We start from the raw sequence: 19,429 nt of genomic DNA, 5'->3' as shown, positions 1-19,429 counted from the left end.
CGGACAGAAATCGGCGGGTGAAGGAAGCCGGAGAGAACCGCCGGCTGCTGATTTACCATCCGGCGGGCGTGTTCTTTGCGCTGGCCGCGGCGATTGCCGTGACTCTCCCGTGGCTCTGGCTCCTTCCGCTGGAAGACCCGTGGCTGGCGCATGTCCGGCTGGGATTGTTCGGCTTTGGCGGCATCGCCATCTCCGGTTACATCATGACCGCACAGAAGGCCTGGACAGGGCGCGCGTTTCCGGTGCCGGCCCTTCTTGCCGGCGGCCTCGCCCTTGGCGGCCGATTGGCGTCCCTCGGCTTTCCGGCGCATCTCTGGCCGATAATCCTGTTTTCGCTGCCGGTTGCGATCATGGTCGCATGGCCCGTCCTGCAGGCGCGGCGCTGGGACAAGCTGCCTCTGGCAACGGTTCCGCTGGTGCTCGTCGCGGCGGAGATCCTGCTTCCTGACCTGCCCGAACTCGCGGGCTTCCTGCCTGTCGCCCTTGCCGTCCTCATCCTTGCCGTCGGCGGACGTCTCGTCCGCTCCTTCGTCATGGAAGGACACCGCCGGCGTGGCCTCGATATGCGGCGGGGGCCGCCACTTTGGCAAGGCATCGTCCCTCTGGTCGTCGGGCTTCTTTGCGACGATGTCATCGGAATGCTTGCCCTGTTTGCCGCCATGGCGTGGGTCGCCGCCCGCAGTCTTGAGGGGATGCGCCTCGGCGAGGCGAACCGGATGTTATGCCTCGGCTATGCTGGTCTCGTTCCGGGAATACTCGCCATCGCGGCTGCAAGAGCCGGGCTGGTGCCGCAACTTGTGCAGGTACACGCCCTGACCATGGCGACGATGGGGCCAATGATCCTGGCAATAGCCGCCCGGACAACGATGCGCCGGTCGCCGGAGGGAGAACTTCTGCCCCGGCGGCGGCATTGGAGCGCGCTCTGGCTCATGTTCGGGGCGGCCGCCCTGCGTTGCCTGGCGGCGTTGCCCGGGCAGATGCCGATGGCCTTGCTTCCGGCGGGAATCGCCTGGTCCGCAGCGTGGATGCTGTTCCTGTCCGTCCAGATTCAGGCGCTTGCGATGCCGACGCCCTTTCCCGTTCTGAGCGCGCGACGGCTCTCCTGACGGTGAAACCGTCGCCGGATACAATGGAGGGCGATCAGAGCGGACTTTCGCCAAGGCCGAGCGACGCCCAGATGGTGTCGATGCGCGCTGTCACCTCCGGCGTCATGGCCAGAACCCGTCCCCATTCCCGATCCGTTTCCGTGCCGATCTTCGTGGTCGCGTCAAGTCCGAGCTTGCCGCCGAGGCCGGATTTCGGCGAGGCGAAATCCAGATAGTCGATTGGCGTATTGTCGACGACCATGAGGTCGCGGCTGGCGTCGAAACGGGTGGAGAGCGCCCAGATCACATCCGGCCAGCTCCTGACGTCGATGTCGTCATCGACGGCGATGATCAGCTTCGTGTAGCTGAATTGCGGCAGCACCGACCACAGGCCCATCATCACGCGCCGCGCCTGGCCCGGATAGCGCTTGTCGATCGACACGATCATGGCGCGGTAGGAGCACGCGTCCGGCGGAAGCCACAGGTCGCGTATCTCGGGAAACTGCCGCTTTACCAGCGGTACGAAAAGCGCATTCATCGCCTCGCCCAGTCGCGACGGTTCGTCGGGCGGCCGGCCGGTATAGGTGGAAAGATAGATCGGGTTCTTCCGCATGGTGATCGCCGACAGCGTCATGACCGGAAAAGGCTCGACGGCATTGTAATAGCCGGTGTGGTCGCCATAGGGGCCTTCATCCGCCACCTCGTTTGCGGAGACCATGCCCTCGAGCACGATTTCGGCATTGGCGGGCACGGGCAGAGGAACCGTCATGGCGCTTGCCGTTTCCTGCCGCCGGCCGCCGAGAACGCCGGCGAAGGCAAGTTCGCTCATGCCATCCGGCAACGGCATGACGGCCGACAGGATCGTTGCGGGATCGGCGCCGATGGCAACCGCGACCGGCATGTCACGGCCCTGCGCCTGCCAGAGGCGGTGATGGCGCGCGCCGCCGCGATGCGCCAGCCAGCGCATGATCAGCCGGGTCGCCCCGAGCTTCTGCATGCGGTAGATGCCGACATTGATGTCGGCAGGATCATCCGGCGCACGCGTGATCACCAGCGGCCAGGTGACGAGCGGCGCCGGTTCGCCGGGCCAACAGCTCTGGATCGGCAGCCGGCCGAGATCGAGGCCTTCGCCGCGCCAGACGATTTCCTGGCAGGCCGCGCGACGGGTTTCGCGCGGGTTCATGGACAGAGCGGCCTTCAGATGCGGCAGCTTGCCCCAGGCGTCGCGCAACGAACGCGGCGGGCGTGGATCGCGCAGATCGGCGAGGAAGACGGCGAGGTGCGGCAGGCCGCCGGCTTCGAGCCCAAACCCCCATTCGATGCGTTCACGCGTGCCGAAAAGATTGGCGAGAAGCGGAATCGGCTGAATTCTGCCCTCGGCATCGACCGGGCGCTCGAACAGCAAAGCCGGCCCTTCCTCCGCCAGCACCCGTCGATGGATTTCCGTCACGTCGTAAACGAGGGAGACGGGTTGTGAAATGCGCTTCAGCCGCGCCCGGCGTTCCAGCAGGGTTACGAAATCCTGGAGATTGTCGAAACGGCGCGGGATGGAAGCATCTGTTTTCATGCGGCCTGCTTGCCGGGGAAAAATCTTGCGGTCTTTGTGCTGGCGCAAATTCGTGATGCCCGAGCCTGCCTAGTGTCCGCCTGTTCGTTCTTCCGGGAGGCCACAATGTCATCGCTGCCGCCGATCCTTGCAAAGCCGGTCGATATCGCGCCGATCTGGCTGGTGGAGCGTGTTGCGCGCCTGATTTTCGACCGTGTGATGAAGGCGCATCCGGATCTGTTCGAGCGGCTCGATATCTATCGCCAGACCCGTTTCGGTTTCTCGCCCACCGATCTGCCGCTGCATTTCACCGTCCTGCCGGCTGCGCGCTCATTGACCGTGTCGCGTGGGCAGCCGCCGCTCGCCGATGCCCGCATCGAGGGGCCGCTGGCGCTACTGCTCGGTCTGCTGGAAGGCCGCTGCGATGCGGACGCCTTGTTCTTCTCGCGCGACCTGTCGGTCATCGGCGACATGGAGGCGATGCTGGCGCTGCGCAACGCACTCGACGACAGCGCCATCGATCTGCCGCGGGAACTTGGCGCCCTGGCGGGGCCGCTGTCGCCGCTGGTCAGTCGCGTGGCGCGCAACATCCGCACGCGCGCGCTCGAAGGAAGGGATGCCACATGGAACTGATCTGCCCCGCCGGCACGCCGGCCGCTTTCCGCGAGGCGCTGGAGGCGGGCGCCGACGCCATCTATTGCGGCTTTCGCGACGAGACCAACGCCCGCAATTTTCCGGGCCTGAATTTCAGCCGCGAAGAGCTGCGCCAGTCGATCGCGCTGGCCCGCGGCAGGCGCGTGCAGACCTTCGTGGCGCTCAACACCTTCATGCGCGCCGGCGACGAGGCGTTGTGGTATCGCGCGGCAGACGATGCGGTCGCGCTCGGCGCCGATGCGCTGATCCTCGCCGATTTCGGTCTGATGGCCTATGTCGCCGAAAACTACCCGCAACAGCGGCTGCATGTCTCCGTCCAGGCGTCGGCGTCCAATCCGGACGCGGTTCGTTTCCTCGTCGAGACGTTCGGCGCGAAACGCGTCGTCCTGCCGCGCGTTCTGACCGTGCAGGACATTGCCCGGCTGACGCGACAGATCGATTGCGAGGTCGAGGTTTTCGCCTTCGGCGGCCTCTGCGTCATGGCGGAAGGCCGCTGTTCGCTGTCCTCATATGCCACGGGGAAATCGCCCAACATGAACGGCGTCTGCTCACCGGCAAGCCATGTGCGCTACCGGCAGGATGCGGCGGATCTGGTCTCCGAGCTCGGCGCATACACGATCAATCGCTTCGGCCCCGGCGAGGCTTCCGGTTATCCGACGCTTTGCAAAGGCCGTTTCGAGGTCGGCGACGTCGAAGCCTATGCGTTCGAGGATCCGGTTTCGCTCGATGTCATCGACCAGATCGATGCCTTGCGTGCGGCTGGCGTCTCGGCGCTGAAAATCGAGGGTCGCCAGCGGGGCAAGGCCTATGTCGCCGAAGTCGTATCCTCGCTGAAGAAGGCGCTTGGCGCCACTCCATCCGAGCGCGCCGCCCTCGTTGCCCGGCTGCGCGCCATGAGCGAAGGCCAGCGCACCACCACCGGCGCCTATGACAAGCGCTGGCGATAGGAGAAGACCGACATGACGACGAATGCCAAGCCGACGCTCAGCCTCGGCCCGGTCTATTTTCTTTGGGACGGGCCGAAATGGCGGGATTTCTATTTTCGCATCGCCGACGAGGCGCCGGTTGAGCATGTCACGCTTGGCGAGACCGTCTGTTCGAAACGCCAGCATTTCAGCGAGCCGCATGTCGCCGATGTGATCGAGAGGCTGGAGGCAGCGGGAAAGCGCGTCACCCTTTCCACGCTCGCCATGGTCACGTTGGAACGGGAGAGCCGGCATGTGCGGGATCTGATCCGTGACAGCGTCCACCCCGTGGAGGCGAACGACCTGTCGGCGCTCGGCCTGTTGCGCGACCGGCCGCATTCCATCGGTCCGCTCGTCAATGTCTACAATGCCGCGACCGCCCGCATGCTTGCCGATCGCGGCGCCGACAACATCTGTCTGCCGCCGGAATTGCCGGCGCGTTCCGTGCGGCAGATGATCGGCGCCATGCCGGATTTCTCCTTCGAGATCTTCGCCTTCGGACGGATGCCGCTGGCGATCTCGGCTCGCTGCGCCCACGCCCGCTCCAAGGGATTGACGAAGGACAATTGCCAGTTCATCTGCGGCGAGGAGCCGGATGGGCTGCCGCTGCGCACGCTCGACCGGCAATCCTTCCTGGCTTTGAACGGCGTGCAGACCATGTCGAGCAGTTGCGTCGTGCTGATCGATGACCTTGCGGCCCTGGTCGAGGCAGGCCTGTCGCGCGTCCGGCTTTCCCCGCAGGATTGCGACATGGTGAAGGTCGCGCGCCTCTACCGCGCCGTGCTCGACGGGCAAATCGATGGCGAGAAGGCGCTTGCCGAACTTGCCGGCATTTATCCGGGCGTAGGTTTCTCGAACGGTTTCCTGCATCAGCAGGAAGGCGCCGCCTGGGTATCGCGTGGGCGGACCGCGGCGATGGGGCGTGATTGAGCGCTCCCGAACGTCGCTTACGAGAAAACGTCGCGGTCCCCGGATTTTGCCGAGATCAGGGCTTCGAGCATCATCTTTTCGAGGAAGACGTGACGGCGCAGGGCCTCCTGGAAACCGATGATCATGCGCGAGACCGTTTCCGGCATCAGGCCGCAACGGTCCTCGGCCACCGCCTTGAGCGTCAATGACAGCTCTTCGGCCGCCAACCGGTCGCAGCGATGCTCCGCCTTGAGCCGCTCGATCGCCATCGCCGCGAAACAGGAGCCGGCATGGCGATCGAAATCCGGGAAGAGCAACCTCTCCTCCAGTTCCTGGACGGATTTCAGCGTCTGCGGGATCGCCTCGGCCAGATCCCGCAATTCGCCGCCGATATCGGGTTCGCCGGCGGCGGCCTCCAGGCGCAGGCAGAGTTCGAGCACATCGCCGTGAAGCTTTTCCAACCGGCCGATATCGCTTGCCGCAAGCGTCGTTTCATCCATCGCCGTCACTCCTATTGTCCGAGGAAGAGGATGGCGGCGATGACGAAGGAGGCGCCCACGGCGGACAGTGTTCCCGCTCCCTGGAGCACGCCCATGCGATAGAGCATCAAGGCAAAACCGGCGATAACGGGTGCGGCCACGACCAGGCCAAGTTGCGCGTCTGTCATGAAGACATCCTTTCCTTTGCCGCCATCCTGCCGCGCCCGGCCTTTCCGCTCTTTGCGCCGGCGCAAAGAAGCCGGCGGCGGGACCGTCCTAGATGGCCCCATGGCAACGATACAAGACATGCGCCTGGCGGGCGACGAAACGGAGAGCGGCAGCGCGGATTCGCTGTTGCTCTGGATTCTGGTCTGGAGCGAGCTCGTCGCCTTCGGCGCGCTGTTGATCGCCTTCATGGTGATGACGCTGCGCGATGGCGAAGCAGCGGCGCTCCTGCGTTCGCATCTGCATCCGGGGCTTGCGGCGCTCAACACGACGCTTCTCGTCGTCAGCGGCTGGCACGCGGCGCTGGCCATGCGTGTAGGCGATGGCGCGGTGCGCCGGCCCCTGGTGCTGGCCGCCGTTTTCGGGCTTGGCTTCATGGCGGTAAAGCTTGTCGAATATGCAATCGAGATCCGCTCCGGCATCGGCGATGCGGGGGCGCTTGCCGAACTGTATTTCCTCGTCACCGGCTTTCATCTGCTGCATGTCGTCTTTGGCGCTGCGATCCTGCTTCTTGTCGCCTGGCGACCGTCGCGCGGCAATATCGTCGTCATCGCCACGCTTTGGCATGCGATCGATCTTGTCTGGCTGGTGATGTTCCCGATCGTCTATCTCACCTGAGGTCATCATGAGCCGCCAGCACCGCGAACGTTTTGCCGCCACCCTTGCCCTGCTGCTGACGCTTGCCGCCGGCGGGGCTTTCATCGGCGGCTTGAGCGGCGGCCTGCTGGTGCCGGTCGCGACGGTTCTGGTGCTCGCCTATGCAAAGGGCCGTCTCGTCGTTCTCGATTTCATGGAATTGCGCGAAAGCGCCGGCCCGATGCGCATCGCGCTGCTCGCCTGGCCGGCGTTGATGCTGTCGCTGGCGCTGGCGCGTATCGTCGCGACCACCTTATTCGTCTGAGGAAACGCCGCTGTTTGGCGGAGCGCAAAGAAGGCTTTCTCCCGCCCTCTAAAAAAGGACTGTCTCGCACTGCCAGCGAAGGGTCGCCAGGCTTCGACAGCGGGAACGGAACGCCGGTCCCCTTGAAGGACCGGGCAATGAAAGGACCGTGGGATGGCCGAGCGCCTAACCAAGACCGGGGCCCGCAACGTCTTCTATGGCGGGTCCATCTTCTTCTTCACGATTTTCGTCGGGCTGACCGCCCACAGCCACTACTACATGCGCACGACCTCGACGGACGAATCGACGCTGACCGCAAGCGTGGCGCGCGGCAAGCACGTCTGGGAAAAGAACGCCTGCATCAATTGCCACACGCTGCTGGGCGAAGGCGCCTATTTCGCGCCCGAGCTCGGCAATGTCTGGAAGCGCTACGGCGGCGTCGAGGATCCGGAGAGCGCGCGCGAGACGCTGAAGGCATGGATGGCCGCGCAGCCCAGCGGCGTGGAAGGCCGGCGGCAGATGCCGCAGTTCAACCTCACCGACCAGGAACTCAACGATCTCGCCGATTTCCTCGAATGGACCAGCAAGATCAAGACCCAGAACTGGCCGCCGAACGATGCCGGCTGAGCGACACGGGTCGAGGAGATAAAACATGAAATATCAAACACAAAAGATCGCGATGCTGTATTTCTACGGCGCGCTCGGTCTGTTTCTCGCCCAGGTGCTTTTCGGGGTTCTCGCCGGCACGATCTACGTGCTGCCGAACACGCTCTCCGTGCTTCTGCCCTTCAACATCGTGCGCATGATCCACACCAATGCGCTGATCGTCTGGCTGCTCATGGGCTTCATGGGCGCGACCTACTACATGATCCCGGAGGAGACCGAGACCGAATTGTTCAGTCCGAAGCTGGCGATAGCCCAGTTCTGGCTGTTCTTCGTCGTGGCGGGATCGACGGTCGTCGGCTATATCTTCCATGTCCATGAGGGCCGCGAATTTCTGGAACAGACCTTCATCGCCAAGGTCGGCATCGTCATCGCCGTGCTGATGTTCCTGTTCAACATCACCATGACGGCGCTCAAAGGTCGAAAGACCACGGTCATCAATATTCTGCTCTTTGGCCTGTGGGGCCTGGCGATCTTCTTCCTCTTCGCCTTCTACAATCCGGCCAACCTTGCGCTGGACAAGATGTACTGGTGGTACGTTGTCCACCTGTGGGTCGAAGGCGTCTGGGAACTGATCATGGCGTCCGTGCTCGCTTTCCTGATGATCAAGCTCAACGGCATCGACCGCGAGGTCGTGGAAAAATGGCTCTACGTGATCGTCGGCCTCGCCCTGTTCTCAGGCATCCTCGGCACCGGACACCACTATTACTGGATCGGCGCGCCGGGCTACTGGCAGTGGATAGGCTCTCTGTTCTCGACGCTGGAAGTTGCGCCCTTCTTCACCATGGTCGTCTTCACCATCATGATGACCTGGAAGGCCGGCCGCAACCATCCGAACAAGGCGGCGCTGCTGTGGTCGATCGGCTGCTCGGTCATGGCTTTCTTCGGCGCCGGCGTCTGGGGTTTCCTGCACACGCTGTCGTCGGTGAACTACTACACCCACGGCACGCAGGTGACCGCCGCGCATGGCCATCTCGCCTTCTTCGGCGCCTATGTGATGCTGAACCTCGCCATGATGGCCTATGCCATTCCGGAAATCCGAGGCCGCGCGCCCTATAACCAGTGGCTATCCATCGTCAGCTTCTGGATCATGTGCGCCGCCATGTCGGTGATGACCTTCGCGCTGACCTTCGCCGGCGTCGTGCAGGTGCATCTCCAGCGCGTCCTGGGCGAAAGCTTCATGGTCGTGCAGGACCAGCTCACGCTGTTCTACTGGGTGCGCCTCGGTTCCGGCGCGGTGGTGCTCGTCTCCGCGCTGATGTTCATCTGGGCGGTGCTCGTCCCCGGCCGGGAACGCCGCGAAAACCTCACCCGTCTGGCCCAACCGGCCGAGTGAGCGTCGGCCGGCCCCGCCATCCCCCGGGGCCGGCTCCCTTTCCATCGTATTTCCGCACGGAAAGCCGGCCGGAAATGCTCTGTTCGCGCCTTTTTTCGGAGATTACAATGACCGTCCTTCACGCGACTGCTTCCGCGCCGTCCATTCCTGCCTACAGCCCTTCGGGCAATGAATGCGCCCTGTTCGAAAAGGCCTGGACGCGCCAGCTTCCCCTGCTGCTGAAGGGGCCGACGGGATGTGGCAAGACCCGGTTCGTCAGCCACATGGCCACAAAGCTCGGCCTGCCGCTGTCCACCGTCTCCTGCCATGACGACCTGTCCGCCGCCGACCTGACCGGCCGATACCTGCTCAAGGGCGGTGATACGGTCTGGGTCGACGGACCGCTGACGCGCGCCGTGCGCGACGGCGGCGTTTGCTATCTCGACGAGATCGTCGAAGCCCGCAAGGATGTCGCCGTGGTGCTGCATCCGTTGACCGACGACCGGCGAATCCTGCCGCTGGAACGCACCGGCGAGGTTCTGGAAGCACCGCTCGGCTTCATGCTCGTCGTCTCCTACAATCCCGGCTACCAGAACCTTCTCAAGGCGCTGAAACCATCGACCCGACAACGCTTCGTCGCCATCGAGTTCGACTTCCTGCCGAAGGCGGAAGAGATCGCGGTCGTTGCCACCGAAAGCGGGCTCGACGAGGCGCGGGTCGCGCCGCTAGTCGAGCTCGCCCGCAGGCTGCGGGCCCTCAAGGGCCACGATCTCGAGGAAGGCGTCTCCACGCGCCTGCTCGTCTATTGCGCCTGCCTGATCGACAGCGGCATGCCGATGCGCGAGGCCGTGCGCGCCGCCATGATCGAGCCTTTGACCGACGAACCGGACGTGCGCACCGCATTGCTGGAAGTCGCCGACGCGACCATGCGCTGAGGTCCGCCATGCTGGATTTTCTGGAACTGGAGGAAACCGTCGGCCGGGCTTGGCACAGGCTGGTCGGCAATACGGCCAGCTGGTCGCGCCATCCGGAACATGCCGTCCGGCTGGAAGACGTTCGCGCGGTTCTCGCCGTCTGCTTTCGCGGCTTCGGCGGCGAGGGAACGGTTCAGATCGCGCCGGCACGCGGCCGCACCTCGACGCATCGGCTGCGGCTACGCCAGCGCGTGGGGCTTGGCGAGGAAAAGCTGGTGCAGCCGGGCCGCGATCATGCGACGCTGATGCTGCCCGGCGAAATCGACCTCTTCGCCGACCGCAACCTCAACCGCGACCTCTATGTCTGGCTTGCCGCCGCCATGGCGACCATGCCGCTCGATCAGGTGGTGAACGACGACCCGCTCCGGCGCGACCTTGCGGTTCTGGCGCGCGCCGAGGCGACGGCGAAAGCCGTTCTCGCCGCCTTTCCCGGTCTTGACCGGCGTTACCGCCGGCTTTGCGCCGCGACACTGGAAGCCCGTCTGAAGCGGCCGCTGCCTTCGATCGAGCGCCATGTCGAAAACCGTATCCTCAGCCTTTTGAAGCGCGGGGCGGGGATCGCCGACGACACGCTGCCGGTGATCTTTCCGCACCGCGCGCCGCCCGGATACCTGCCCATGCTGCCGGTGCCGCTCTGGCCGGATGCACGTCTGCGCGCCGACGGCGAGGGGCGGGGTGAGGATGACCAGCCCGCCGCCGGTGACCATCCGCAGGCGCCCGAGACCGGTCGCCACATCGCGCAGCGCGAAAAGGCGCAGGATCGCAAGAGCGAGCGCAGCCCCTTCATTCTCAACCGTTTCGAGAAAATTCTCGCCATGGCGGAGATGGTCAATGTCGACCGTCCCGGCGACGACAGCGACGATCACGACGCCGCTGCCGCCGACGAACTCGACGACATGACGCTCGGCGAAAGAAAGGGACGCCCCGCCGCCCGCTTTCGCTTCGACCTCGATCTGCCGCCGGAAGCGCTCGACCGCTCGCGGTTGACGGGCGAATATACCTATCCCGAATGGGACTATCGCAGCGCGACCTATCTGCCGGATCATTGCCGGGTCTTCGCATCGCCTGCGCCGGACAAGGCGACGGTGCCGGAGGCCGATGCGGAGACGAAAAGCCTGATCCGGCGCGTGCGCCGCCAGTTCGAGGTGCTGCGGCCGCGTCATGAAATGCTGCGCGCACAACTCGACGGGGCCGAACTGGATCTCGATGCGGCGGTGCGGGCGCGCTGCGACCTGGCGGCTGGTGGACAGGGCAGCGACCGCATTCACCTGATGAGCCGGCCGCAGGTGCATGACCTCGCCGTCACCATCCTTGTCGACGTATCGCTTTCGACCGACGCCTGGTTCGACAACCGCCGGGTGCTGGACGTGGAGAAGGAAGCGCTGATGGTGCTTTCCCATGGCCTTGCGGCTTGCGGCGACAGCCATTCGATCCTCACCTTCACCTCGCGCCGCCGTTCCTGGGTTCGGGTCGAGACGGTCAAGGACTTCGGCGAGCCGATGGGCCATGGCGTGGAAGCGCGCATCGCCGCGCTCAAACCGGGCTTTTATACCCGCATCGGCCCCGCGATCCGTCACGCCGCCGCGAAGCTGCGCGCACAGCCGAATCGTCGCAAGCTGTTGCTGATTCTCACCGACGGCAAGCCGAACGATGTCGACCATTACGAAGGCCGGTTTGCGCTGGAGGACAGCCGCCGCGCCGTCACGGAGGCGCGTCGCACAGGTGTCAGCGTTTTCGGCGTGACGGTCGATCGCGAAGCGCAGGCCTATGTGCCGGCGATCTTCGGCCGCAACGGTTACGCGATCGTCAGCAATATCGCCCGGCTGCCGGCGGCGTTGCCGGCAATCTATCGCGGTCTTGTCGGCTAGACAGACCGGATTTCCAGGAGATGCGGCAAATGGGAGGGCCGGCATGGTGAACATGCCGGCCCTCTTGCTTTCATGCCGCCTTGCTGTGGGTCCGGGCGGCGGTCTCGATATAGGCGTCGAACGCGGCGGCGACGGCGCGGATGATGAAGCGATGATCCTGCCGTACGGTGACAACGCCGCCGTGGACATCGACCGCGCCATCTTCCTGCAACGCCGCCAGCCGTCCGTTGCCCTCGAAAAGGGCGGCGGCGTCGAATCCGTGCCGCGCGGCGATGGCCGTGACGTCGGCACGAAAATCGCACATCAGCCGTTCGATGATGTCGGCGCGCAGCCGATCCTCGGCCGTCAGTCGATAGCCCTTGACGGTGGCGAGCTGCCCGGAGGCGATGCGCTGCGCATAGAGGCCTGGCGGCACTTCGTTCTGGATGTAGCCGTCAGGCGTCCGGCCGATGGACGATGCGCCGAAACCGATGAGTGTCGTGCAGGCATCCGTGGTGTAGCCCTGGAAGTTGCGATGCAGCCGGCCACGCCGGGCGGCCACCGCCAGACTGTCTTGCGGCAGCGCGTAGTGATCGAGACCAATGCGGACATAGCCGGCGGCGATAAGCGTTGCGGCAATCGCCTCGGCCTGCTCGGCCCGCATCGCCGCATCCGGCAGCGCGCGCTCGTCGATCAGGCGCTGGTGTTTCTTGAAGGACGGGATATGCGCGTAGCCGAAGACGGCGAAGCGCTCCGGCCGCATGGCGATGGCCGTCTTCGCCGTTTCGATACAGGAGGCCGTCGTCTGGTGCGGCAGACCGTATATCAGATCGAAATTGATGCCGCCGATCCCGCCCGCGCGCAGCCGCGCCACCGCGTCCGCGGTCTGCGCCTCGCTCTGGATGCGATTGATCGCCTTCTGCACGACGGGATCGAAACTCTGTACCCCCAGGCTGGCGCGGGTGACGCCGGCTTCGCCGAGCGCGGCTGCCATGTCGGGCGTCAGCGTGCGCGGATCGATCTCCACGGCGATTTCCGCGCCCTCCATGAAGGCGAAACGGGCGCGGAGCAGCCAGATCAGATCGCGGAATTCCTCCGGCTGCATGATCGTCGGCGTGCCGCCGCCGAAATGCACATGACGGATCCTGAGGCGATCGCCGACCGTGCCGGAAACGAGGCCGACTTCCTTCCGGAGCATATCGATATAATCGAGGATCGGCTCGTCGCGTTGGGTGATGGTCGTATGACACCCGCAATACCAGCACATGGAGCGGCAGAAGGGAATGTGCAGATAAAGCGACGCCTCGGTTTGCGGCGCGATCCCGCCCAGCCAATCGCCGTAGGTTCCGGCGCCGACGGCCGGCGAAAAGGCGGGCGCCGTGGGGTAGCTGGTGTAACGCGGCAGCCGTGCCTCGCCATATTTTTCGATCAGCGCCTGTTGCATGGCGTTTCCTCTTTTCCGTGTGTCGATTGAGGACGGTTCTAGCCAAGGCGGAAGAGGCCTTCTTTGCGGAAAGCCAAGCAAAGGTATGACGAACGCAAAATTCCGATTTTGTTTGCGCGCCGACAAAGTGGCGGGAGAGCTCTGCGACTAATGTCAGAGGGTTCCGGTTGGTTCGGGCCGTATCCGACCGGGGACGAATTCTCAAGCGGCTGCAACGGAAACACCGATATGTCTGAACCACAGGAAAAGCCCTTCATCGACGTCCGCACTGTCCCGCCGCGCGAACGCCATCCGCGCATCTTCGGCATGCTCGGCGCGCTGCTTCCCGGAAAAACCATGCTGATCACCAGCGATCACGATCCGCGTCCGTTGCACTACCAGCTTGAAACCAATTTCCCCGGTCAGTTCGGCTGGGATTATCTCGAACAGGGACCGGAGGTCTGGCGCGTCGAGATCGGCCGGCTGGAAGAAAGCGGCGGCTGTGAATGCTGCTGCGGAACCAACCACTAGACGCATCTCCGGGAAAAACGCGAGGCGGTTTTCCGTCCTGAACGACGTCGAAACGAAGAGATCGGGCATGTCCGCGCTTTTTGGAGACGCGGAAATAAAAGGCGAAGGAGGAGACACGATATGCCGGGCGCGACGCTCTCTCGCTGGACCATGTCCTATTTCGCTGCCGCCTGCCTCATGCTTGTCGTGGGGCAGGGCTTGATGGCGGCGGGCTTTGGCTATCCGGCCGCCGCCATCGGCGCGCCGGAAACGCTGGTGCTCGTGCATGTCGTCGCCATCGGTTGGCTGAGCCTGCTGATGGTGGGCGCGCTGCTTCAGTTCGTACCCGTGCTGGTCGGCCGGCCGCTGGTCGGCGGAAACTATGCCGCGCCGGCCCTGCTGCTGCTCATCGTCGGGCTCATTTGCCTGGTCGCAGGCTTCGTTGCGCTTTCAGGTGCGGTCGACCTGCCGCTTGTCCTGCTGCCTCTCGGCGGCGGGGCGCTGGTTGCCGGCTTCGGCCTCGTGCTTGCCATTCTCCTGGCCTCGCTGCTGGCGGCGCGACCGCTGCCCCTGCCGGCGCGCTTCGTTGCGCTCGGACTTGCCGCGCTCGCCGGCACGATCCTGCTCGGCTTCTGCTTCACCCTCGCCCTGTCGGGGGTCGGCGCCGGATCGCTGCTCGACCGACTCGTCGCCGATGGCGTCAGTCTGCATGCGACCTTCGGCCTCGGCGGCTGGCTCAGCGTGACCGCCATCGGCGTCAGCTATCGCCTGCTGACCATGTTTCTGCTGGCGCCCGAAAAGGAGCGGCCGACAAGCCACGCGGCATTGCAGGCAACGGGCCTTGCTATGGGACTGCTTTTCATCTGCATTGCGACTGTTCTGTTCGGCCTTTCCGGGGAGGCCGTGCTTTTTGCCGCCGCGCTGCTGCTGACGCTTGTGGCAGCCTTGCTTTATGGCGGCGACGTGCTTCACATCTATCGCGCGCGCAAGCGCAAGCAGGCCGAATTGAACATTCGCGCCAGTTTCATCGCCATCGCCGCGCTGCTGGTTGCCATCCTGCTGGTCAACGTGCCGGCCATGCGTGACGGCGACGGCGTCGCCGCACTCGTTTATCTCTTTGTGTTCGGCTGGCTGACCGGGCTGGGGCTTGCCCAGCTCTACAAGATCGTCGCTTTCCTGACGTGGCTGGAAGCCTACGGCCCGATCATGGGCCGGGCGCCGATTCCCAGGGTCCAGGATCTGGTCGAGGAAAGCCGCGCGCGCATTCTGTTCATGCTGTATTATGGTGCGGTCGCCGCCGCGACGCTGGCGCTTTTCGCAGGGGCGTCCGGCCTCTTCCGTATCGTCGTGTTCGCGCAACTGGCCGCAACCCTCGCCATCATGCGCGAATTCGTCCGGGCGCGCCGGCTTTCCGCCGTGCCCGCCGCCCTGCGAACCCCGGCCGCCATTGTGCCGCCGAATCTTTTTCTGCCCCTTACCACGTCAAGGAGATGACCGATGCCCGACATTTCTCGTGAGATCACGCCGGCGGTGCTCGACGTGCGGCCTGTCTTGCGCAACGGCGGCGAGCCGTTCCAGGCGATCATGCAGGCCGTGCAGGACCTTCTTCCGGGCCAGGCATTGAAGCTGATCGCCACGTTTCGTCCACAGCCCTTGTTCAACGTCATGGCGAACCGTGGCTTCGACCACGAGGCCCGTGAAATCGAGGGCGGGGATTGGGAAGTGTTGTTCACGCCGCAGAGCGCCGTCGCGGCAGTCGAAACCTCGCCGGATGCCGACAACCCCGAAACCTGGCCGGAGCCGTCCCGCTATCTCGATCTTGCGCAACTCGACCCTCCCGAGCCGATGGTTCGTATTCTGACCGCTGTTGAGGAACTGGCGGAGGGCGAGGTGGTGTTTGCGCTGCTTTCCCGCGAGCCGGTCTTCCTCTTTCCCGAATTGACGAAACGCGGCCATCGCTGGGCCGGGAATTTCGACGCGAGCGGCGCGAGCTACCGGATTTTCGTGCGCGTCGGGCGGCCGGGGAACTGACGCCATGGACGCAAACGAAAAAGCCAGGATCGAGCAGGATATCCGCGATGCCCTGCGGCTGGTCATCGACCCGGAACTCGGCAGCAATATCGTCGATCTCGGACTGGTCTACGATGTCCGCGTGGAGGAGGGCGGCATTGCCCACGTCACCATGACCACGACGACACGCTTCTGTCCGGCAAGCGGTTTTCTCACGCAAGCGGTGGACAATTGCGCCTGGGCCGTGCCGGGGGTCGAATATGCCGAGGTTCACCTGACCTATGACCCGCCCTGGACGCCGGATATGATGCAGGCGTGACGCCAACGGCCCGGATATCTCTCCGGGCCGTTTTATTTGCGGCTCATGCTTTCTTATAATTATTCTAATGTATTTCCAAAATCTATCGTGTGGCGATATTTGGATTCTTGAGGCGGATAGGCAAGTATTACCCCCATTCATGCCAATATGTCGCACCCGCTCTCAGAAGATGTTTGTTCATTCGCAAAGAGTTCGGCCCGGAAACTCCTAAAACAGGAATGACAGAGCGAAAGATCGCTCCGTCCTTTAAAAGGAGAAAAGCAATGACCGAGCAGTTTCAGATGACACGCCGCACTATTCTTGGCGGGGCCGCCTTTGCCGGCGTTCTGACGCCGATCATTGCGGCATCGATGGCGCATGCGGAAGGCACCGCCGCCATAACGGATGCGCCGGCGGGCGCAGTCGATATCTCCAAGCTGGAGCGTGTGAAGATCGAGCTCGTCAAGCCGCCCTTCGTTCACGCCCACACCCAGAAGGCGGTCGGCGACCCGAAGATTTACGAAGTCACCATGACGATCGAGGAAAAGAAGATGATCCTCGACGACAAGGGCACCGAAGTCCATGCCATGACCTTCAACGGTTCTGTCCCCGGCCCGATGATCGTCGTCCATCAGAACGACTATGTCGAACTGACGCTGATCAACCCCGAAAGCAACACGTTGCAGCACAATATCGACTTCCATGCGGCAACCGGCGGACTCGGCGGCGGCGCGCTGACGGTGGTCAACCCCGGCGAACGGACCGTGCTGCGCTTCAAGGCCACCAAGGCCGGTGTCTTCGTCTACCACTGCGCACCTCCCGGAATGGTGCCCTGGCATGTCACGTCCGGCATGAACGGCGCCATCATGGTGCTGCCGCGCGAAGGACTGACGGACGGGCATGGCAAGGAACTGGCCTATGACCGGATCTACTATGTCGGCGAGCAGGACTTCTACGTTCCCCGCGACGCTGACGGGAACTACAAGAAATACGAGTCTGCCGGCGATGCCTATGCCGATACGGTCGAGGTGATGCGCACGCTGACCCCGACCCACATCGTCTTCAACGGGGCCGTCGGCGCCCTGACCGGCGACAATGCGCTGAAGGCAAAGGTCGGGGAAAAGGTGCTGATCGTCCACTCGCAGGCCAATCGTGACACGCGTCCGCACCTGATCGGCGGCCATGGCGATTACGTCTGGGCGACCGGGAAGTTCCGCAACATCCCCGATGTGGATCAGGAAACCTGGTTCATTCCGGGCGGCACGGCTGGGGCGGCATTCTATACTTTCCAGCAGCCCGGCATCTATGCCTATGTCAACCACAATCTGATCGAGGCATTCGAACTGGGCGCGGCCGCGCATTTCACCGTGACCGGCGAGTGGAACAACGATCTGATGACTTCGCTGACCCCGCCGAACGGCGCATGACGCTGGCAGTTCGACATGCCCGACCCTCGTGCGGGCATGTCCGCTCCGACCTGGGGCCGCTCCTGGCGGCCCGGTCAATCGTCGCTTGAGAGCGCCGTTCGGTCTGACTGGTTCAGATCGACACTCTAAGCTCTTTTGTTTGAAGCATAATCTTGTCGATCCTCGTTTCACTCCGTCCGGATTATGCGCCAAGCATTTCGATGTAACGCGTGGAGGCCGCCATGGCTGCGCTGACGTCAACCCTCGAGAATTCCTGGACTTCGCTTGCTTTCCCAATCCTGCTGCTGACCGCGCTTGTCGGCGGCGTCGCGGTGAAAACCGGCCTTGTCGACCTCGCCCCCGCTGGTCCGGTGCTGGCCGCACCGACGACCGTGGACATCGCGCCGCGCAGTTTCAGCTATCGCGAGAATGGCGAATATTACCGCAATGGCTTCGCGGTCGACGGGCCGATGACGACGATTGCCGTCAAACATGCGCTGACGATCATGAAATACCAGGTGACCTCAGCCGATTATGAACGCTGCGTGGCCGATCAGGTGTGCGCCCCGGCCGAACCCGGCTTTCTTTCCGCGCAAACGGCGGATATGCCGGCAACAGGGGTCAGCTATGACGATGCAGCCGTCTATGCCCGCTGGCTGAGCGATCGCACCGGCATGGTCTGGACGTTACCGAGCGATCAGGATCTGGCCTTCGCCGCCGGCGAGCGTTTTCCCGACGACGCGCTCGGCGTCGATGCCGCGAGCACCAACCCGGCCGACCGTTGGCTTGCCGATTATCGCCGCGAAGCCGCGCGCAAGGCGTCGCGCGATCCCATGCCGCAACCGCTTGGGCACTTCGGCGAAAACGAATACGGGCTCGCCGATTTTGCTGGCAATGTCTGGGAATGGACCACGAGTTGCAACCGGCGCGTCAATCTGGACACGGCCGGGAAGGTGGCGAGCGCCGATTCCTCCTGCGGCGTCCACATCGCAAGCGGCAAGCACCGGGCGGCCATGAGCGCTTTCATCCGCAACCCCAAAGGCGGCGGCTGCGCGGTCGGTGTACCCCCTGATAATGTCGGCTTCCGCCTGATCCGTGACACGCACTGGTATGCGCCGCTGCTTCAAAAGCTCCGGGCGCGGGGGATAGAGATCTGATAACTTTCGCGCCATCCTCAGGTCATGGCGGCCGGCCATCGGGCGCCATGGCCTGTTCCTGCTGACCGGCGAGACCGCCGATCCACAAATGTTGGCAATCCGGATCCCGCCGAACGGCGATCTTTGCGAGGCGCGCAGGGTGGATTCTTGCCGTAAACTTGATATCTCCTAGCCCCTGCGCAATGAAAACCGCCGGGAGGAGAGATCGTGAGTGTTCCGGACGCTTCCAGGGCGAAGAGGGCGGCGGCCGGGCGCATGACGCGGGAGGCGTGGGTCGAGGCGGGCATTGCGGCGCTCATGGAAGAGGGCATCGCCAATGTGAAGATCCAGGTGATGGCCAGGACGCTGGCCGTGTCGCGGTCCAGTTTCTACTGGTTTTTCGCCGATTTGCAGGAATTGCATCGGGAACTGCTCGAATACTGGCTGCGCAAGAACACCAGCCCGATCATCGAGCGGGCGCTGCGCCCCGCGCCGACGGTGACGAAAGCGGTGTGCCATATCTTCGAATGCTGGGTGGATCCGGGGCTTTTCAATCCGCGGCTCGATGCGGCAGTGCGTTCCTGGGGGCAGGTGGATGCGGCGGTGCGCGAGGTGGTCGACCAGGCGGACGACCAGCGCGTCGATGCCGTGACCCGCATGTTCCTGCGTTACGGCTATCCGGAGCAGGAAGCCTTCATCCGCGCGCGCGTCCTCTATTTCACGCAGATCGGCCATTACACGCTCGGCATGCGCGACGACCGCGACATGCGGCTGCGCCTGCTGCAGCCCTATCTCCTCAGCTTTACTGGCCGCGAGGGCTCGGATGACGAGGTCGCGGCTTTCGAGGAACTCGCGCGTCGAGTCCAGCCGGACGGCTGAAAACGGGCATCTCTGTACACGCCGAAATATCCGGATAGCAAGGCGAGATGCGGTGGATAAGCTGCAGTTTCGCATCACTTTCCGCAATGTTCTGGACATTTGTGTCCAGAGGGAATACGCATGATGCCGGACCGGGCGTCGGAGGCCCGGAGGGAACGGTTTTTTCATCCATGGGGCAGCGCATGACGCGACACTCGGCCTTGCCATCTTGCCGCCGCGCAGGCG

21 protein-coding genes are annotated in these 19,429 nt (G+C 64.1%); 17 read left to right on the top strand and 4 right to left on the bottom strand.

The features are described from left to right. Positions 1–17 precede the first annotated feature (17 nt). Positions 18–1,106 carry an NnrS family protein gene (locus P7F60_RS26565; RefSeq protein ID WP_277920659.1) on the top strand — a complete coding sequence of 363 codons (1,089 nt, stop codon included), beginning with the start codon at positions 18–20 and terminating at the stop codon, positions 1,104–1,106. A 34-nt stretch (positions 1,107–1,140) separates the two neighbouring features. Here the strand turns inward: P7F60_RS26565 and P7F60_RS26560 are convergent, their stop codons facing one another. Next, the gene (locus tag P7F60_RS26560; protein WP_277920658.1) at positions 1,141–2,652 is read right to left on the bottom strand and encodes a UbiD family decarboxylase; all 1,512 of its coding nucleotides are present in this window, start codon (positions 2,650–2,652) and stop codon (positions 1,141–1,143) included. Positions 2,653–2,757: 105 nt separating this feature from the next. Between P7F60_RS26560 and P7F60_RS26555 the strand changes: the two genes are divergently transcribed. The 3 genes from P7F60_RS26555 to P7F60_RS26545 are packed head-to-tail and all read left to right on the top strand — an operon-like array spanning position 2,758 to position 5,180. Next, positions 2,758–3,264 carry an SCP2 sterol-binding domain-containing protein gene (locus P7F60_RS26555; protein ID WP_277920657.1) on the top strand — a complete coding sequence of 169 codons (507 nt, stop codon included), beginning with the start codon at positions 2,758–2,760 and terminating at the stop codon, positions 3,262–3,264. Then, entirely contained in the window at positions 3,255–4,232 is a 978-nt protein-coding gene (locus tag P7F60_RS26550) for a peptidase U32 family protein (protein ID WP_277920656.1), read from the top strand. The genes P7F60_RS26555 and P7F60_RS26550 overlap by 10 nt, the downstream gene beginning before the upstream one ends. Positions 4,233–4,244: 12 nt before the next feature. Then, positions 4,245–5,180: a U32 family peptidase gene (locus P7F60_RS26545; protein ID WP_277920655.1), complete on the top strand. Its 936-nt coding sequence runs from the start codon at positions 4,245–4,247 to the stop codon at positions 5,178–5,180. 17 nt (positions 5,181–5,197) lie between these two features. Here P7F60_RS26545 and P7F60_RS26540 read toward each other — a convergent pair whose 3' ends face one another. Then, positions 5,198–5,659, bottom strand: coding sequence for a hemerythrin domain-containing protein (locus P7F60_RS26540; protein WP_277920654.1), 462 nt, complete (start codon positions 5,657–5,659; stop codon positions 5,198–5,200). Between the two features lie 11 nt (positions 5,660–5,670). Further along, a complete protein-coding gene (locus P7F60_RS26535) occupies positions 5,671–5,826 on the bottom strand; it encodes a hypothetical protein (RefSeq protein WP_277920653.1) in 156 nt (51 codons plus the stop codon). Positions 5,827–5,926: 100 nt separating this feature from the next. Between P7F60_RS26535 and P7F60_RS26530 the strand changes: the two genes are divergently transcribed. From P7F60_RS26530 to P7F60_RS26505, 6 genes are all read left to right on the top strand, one after another. Continuing rightward, the gene (locus P7F60_RS26530) at positions 5,927–6,481 is read left to right on the top strand and encodes a cytochrome c oxidase subunit 3 (RefSeq protein ID WP_277920652.1); all 555 of its coding nucleotides are present in this window, start codon (positions 5,927–5,929) and stop codon (positions 6,479–6,481) included. Positions 6,482–6,488: 7 nt separating this feature from the next. Then, entirely contained in the window at positions 6,489–6,764 is a 276-nt protein-coding gene (locus P7F60_RS26525; RefSeq protein ID WP_277920651.1) for a cytochrome C oxidase subunit IV family protein, read from the top strand. Between the two features lie 153 nt (positions 6,765–6,917). After that, entirely contained in the window at positions 6,918–7,370 is a 453-nt protein-coding gene (locus P7F60_RS26520) for a cytochrome c (RefSeq protein ID WP_277920650.1), read from the top strand. A 25-nt stretch (positions 7,371–7,395) separates the two neighbouring features. Next, positions 7,396–8,742 (top strand): cbb3-type cytochrome c oxidase subunit I, encoded by a 1,347-nt coding sequence (locus P7F60_RS26515; RefSeq protein ID WP_277920649.1) that lies wholly within the window; start codon positions 7,396–7,398, stop codon positions 8,740–8,742. A gap of 107 nt (positions 8,743–8,849) precedes the next feature. Next, positions 8,850–9,656: a CbbQ/NirQ/NorQ/GpvN family protein gene (locus P7F60_RS26510; RefSeq protein WP_277920648.1), complete on the top strand. Its 807-nt coding sequence runs from the start codon at positions 8,850–8,852 to the stop codon at positions 9,654–9,656. An 8-nt stretch (positions 9,657–9,664) separates the two neighbouring features. Further along, positions 9,665–11,563, top strand: coding sequence for a nitric oxide reductase activation protein NorD (locus P7F60_RS26505; protein WP_277920647.1), 1,899 nt, complete (start codon positions 9,665–9,667; stop codon positions 11,561–11,563). 70 nt (positions 11,564–11,633) lie between these two features. On the opposite strand, the gene hemN is transcribed toward P7F60_RS26505, so the two are convergent. Continuing rightward, a complete protein-coding gene (gene hemN, locus P7F60_RS26500) occupies positions 11,634–12,986 on the bottom strand; it encodes an oxygen-independent coproporphyrinogen III oxidase (RefSeq protein ID WP_277920646.1) in 1,353 nt (450 codons plus the stop codon). Between the two features lie 228 nt (positions 12,987–13,214). On the opposite strand from hemN, the gene P7F60_RS26495 reads away from it, so the two are divergent. The 7 genes from P7F60_RS26495 to P7F60_RS26465 all read left to right on the top strand — a co-directional run bounded on the left by P7F60_RS26495 (position 13,215) and on the right by P7F60_RS26465 (position 19,204). After that, positions 13,215–13,496, top strand: a complete 282-nt coding sequence (locus P7F60_RS26495; RefSeq protein ID WP_277920645.1) for a DUF2249 domain-containing protein — start codon at positions 13,215–13,217, stop codon at positions 13,494–13,496. 120 nt (positions 13,497–13,616) lie between these two features. Beyond that, complete coding sequence (locus tag P7F60_RS26490) at positions 13,617–14,969, top strand: hypothetical protein (protein ID WP_277920644.1); 1,353 nt, start codon at positions 13,617–13,619, stop codon at positions 14,967–14,969. Between the two features lie 3 nt (positions 14,970–14,972). Further along, entirely contained in the window at positions 14,973–15,506 is a 534-nt protein-coding gene (locus tag P7F60_RS26485) for a DUF2249 domain-containing protein (RefSeq protein WP_277920643.1), read from the top strand. Positions 15,507–15,510: 4 nt separating this feature from the next. Continuing rightward, entirely contained in the window at positions 15,511–15,804 is a 294-nt protein-coding gene (locus P7F60_RS26480) for a metal-sulfur cluster assembly factor (RefSeq protein ID WP_277920642.1), read from the top strand. Between the two features lie 263 nt (positions 15,805–16,067). After that, positions 16,068–17,210, top strand: a complete 1,143-nt coding sequence (gene nirK / locus P7F60_RS26475) for a copper-containing nitrite reductase (RefSeq protein WP_277920641.1) — start codon at positions 16,068–16,070, stop codon at positions 17,208–17,210. Between the two features lie 221 nt (positions 17,211–17,431). Beyond that, the gene (locus P7F60_RS26470) at positions 17,432–18,346 is read left to right on the top strand and encodes an SUMF1/EgtB/PvdO family nonheme iron enzyme (protein ID WP_277920640.1); all 915 of its coding nucleotides are present in this window, start codon (positions 17,432–17,434) and stop codon (positions 18,344–18,346) included. Positions 18,347–18,553: 207 nt separating this feature from the next. Beyond that, positions 18,554–19,204: a TetR/AcrR family transcriptional regulator gene (locus P7F60_RS26465; RefSeq protein ID WP_277920639.1), complete on the top strand. Its 651-nt coding sequence runs from the start codon at positions 18,554–18,556 to the stop codon at positions 19,202–19,204. Positions 19,205–19,429: the final 225 nt, after the last annotated feature.

The organism is Rhizobium sp. YJ-22 (assembly GCF_029601685.1).
Taxonomy (GTDB): domain Bacteria; phylum Pseudomonadota; class Alphaproteobacteria; order Rhizobiales; family Rhizobiaceae; genus Metarhizobium.
Note: the sequence above shows the minus strand (reverse complement) of the source record. Positions and strands in the feature narration are given on the sequence as shown.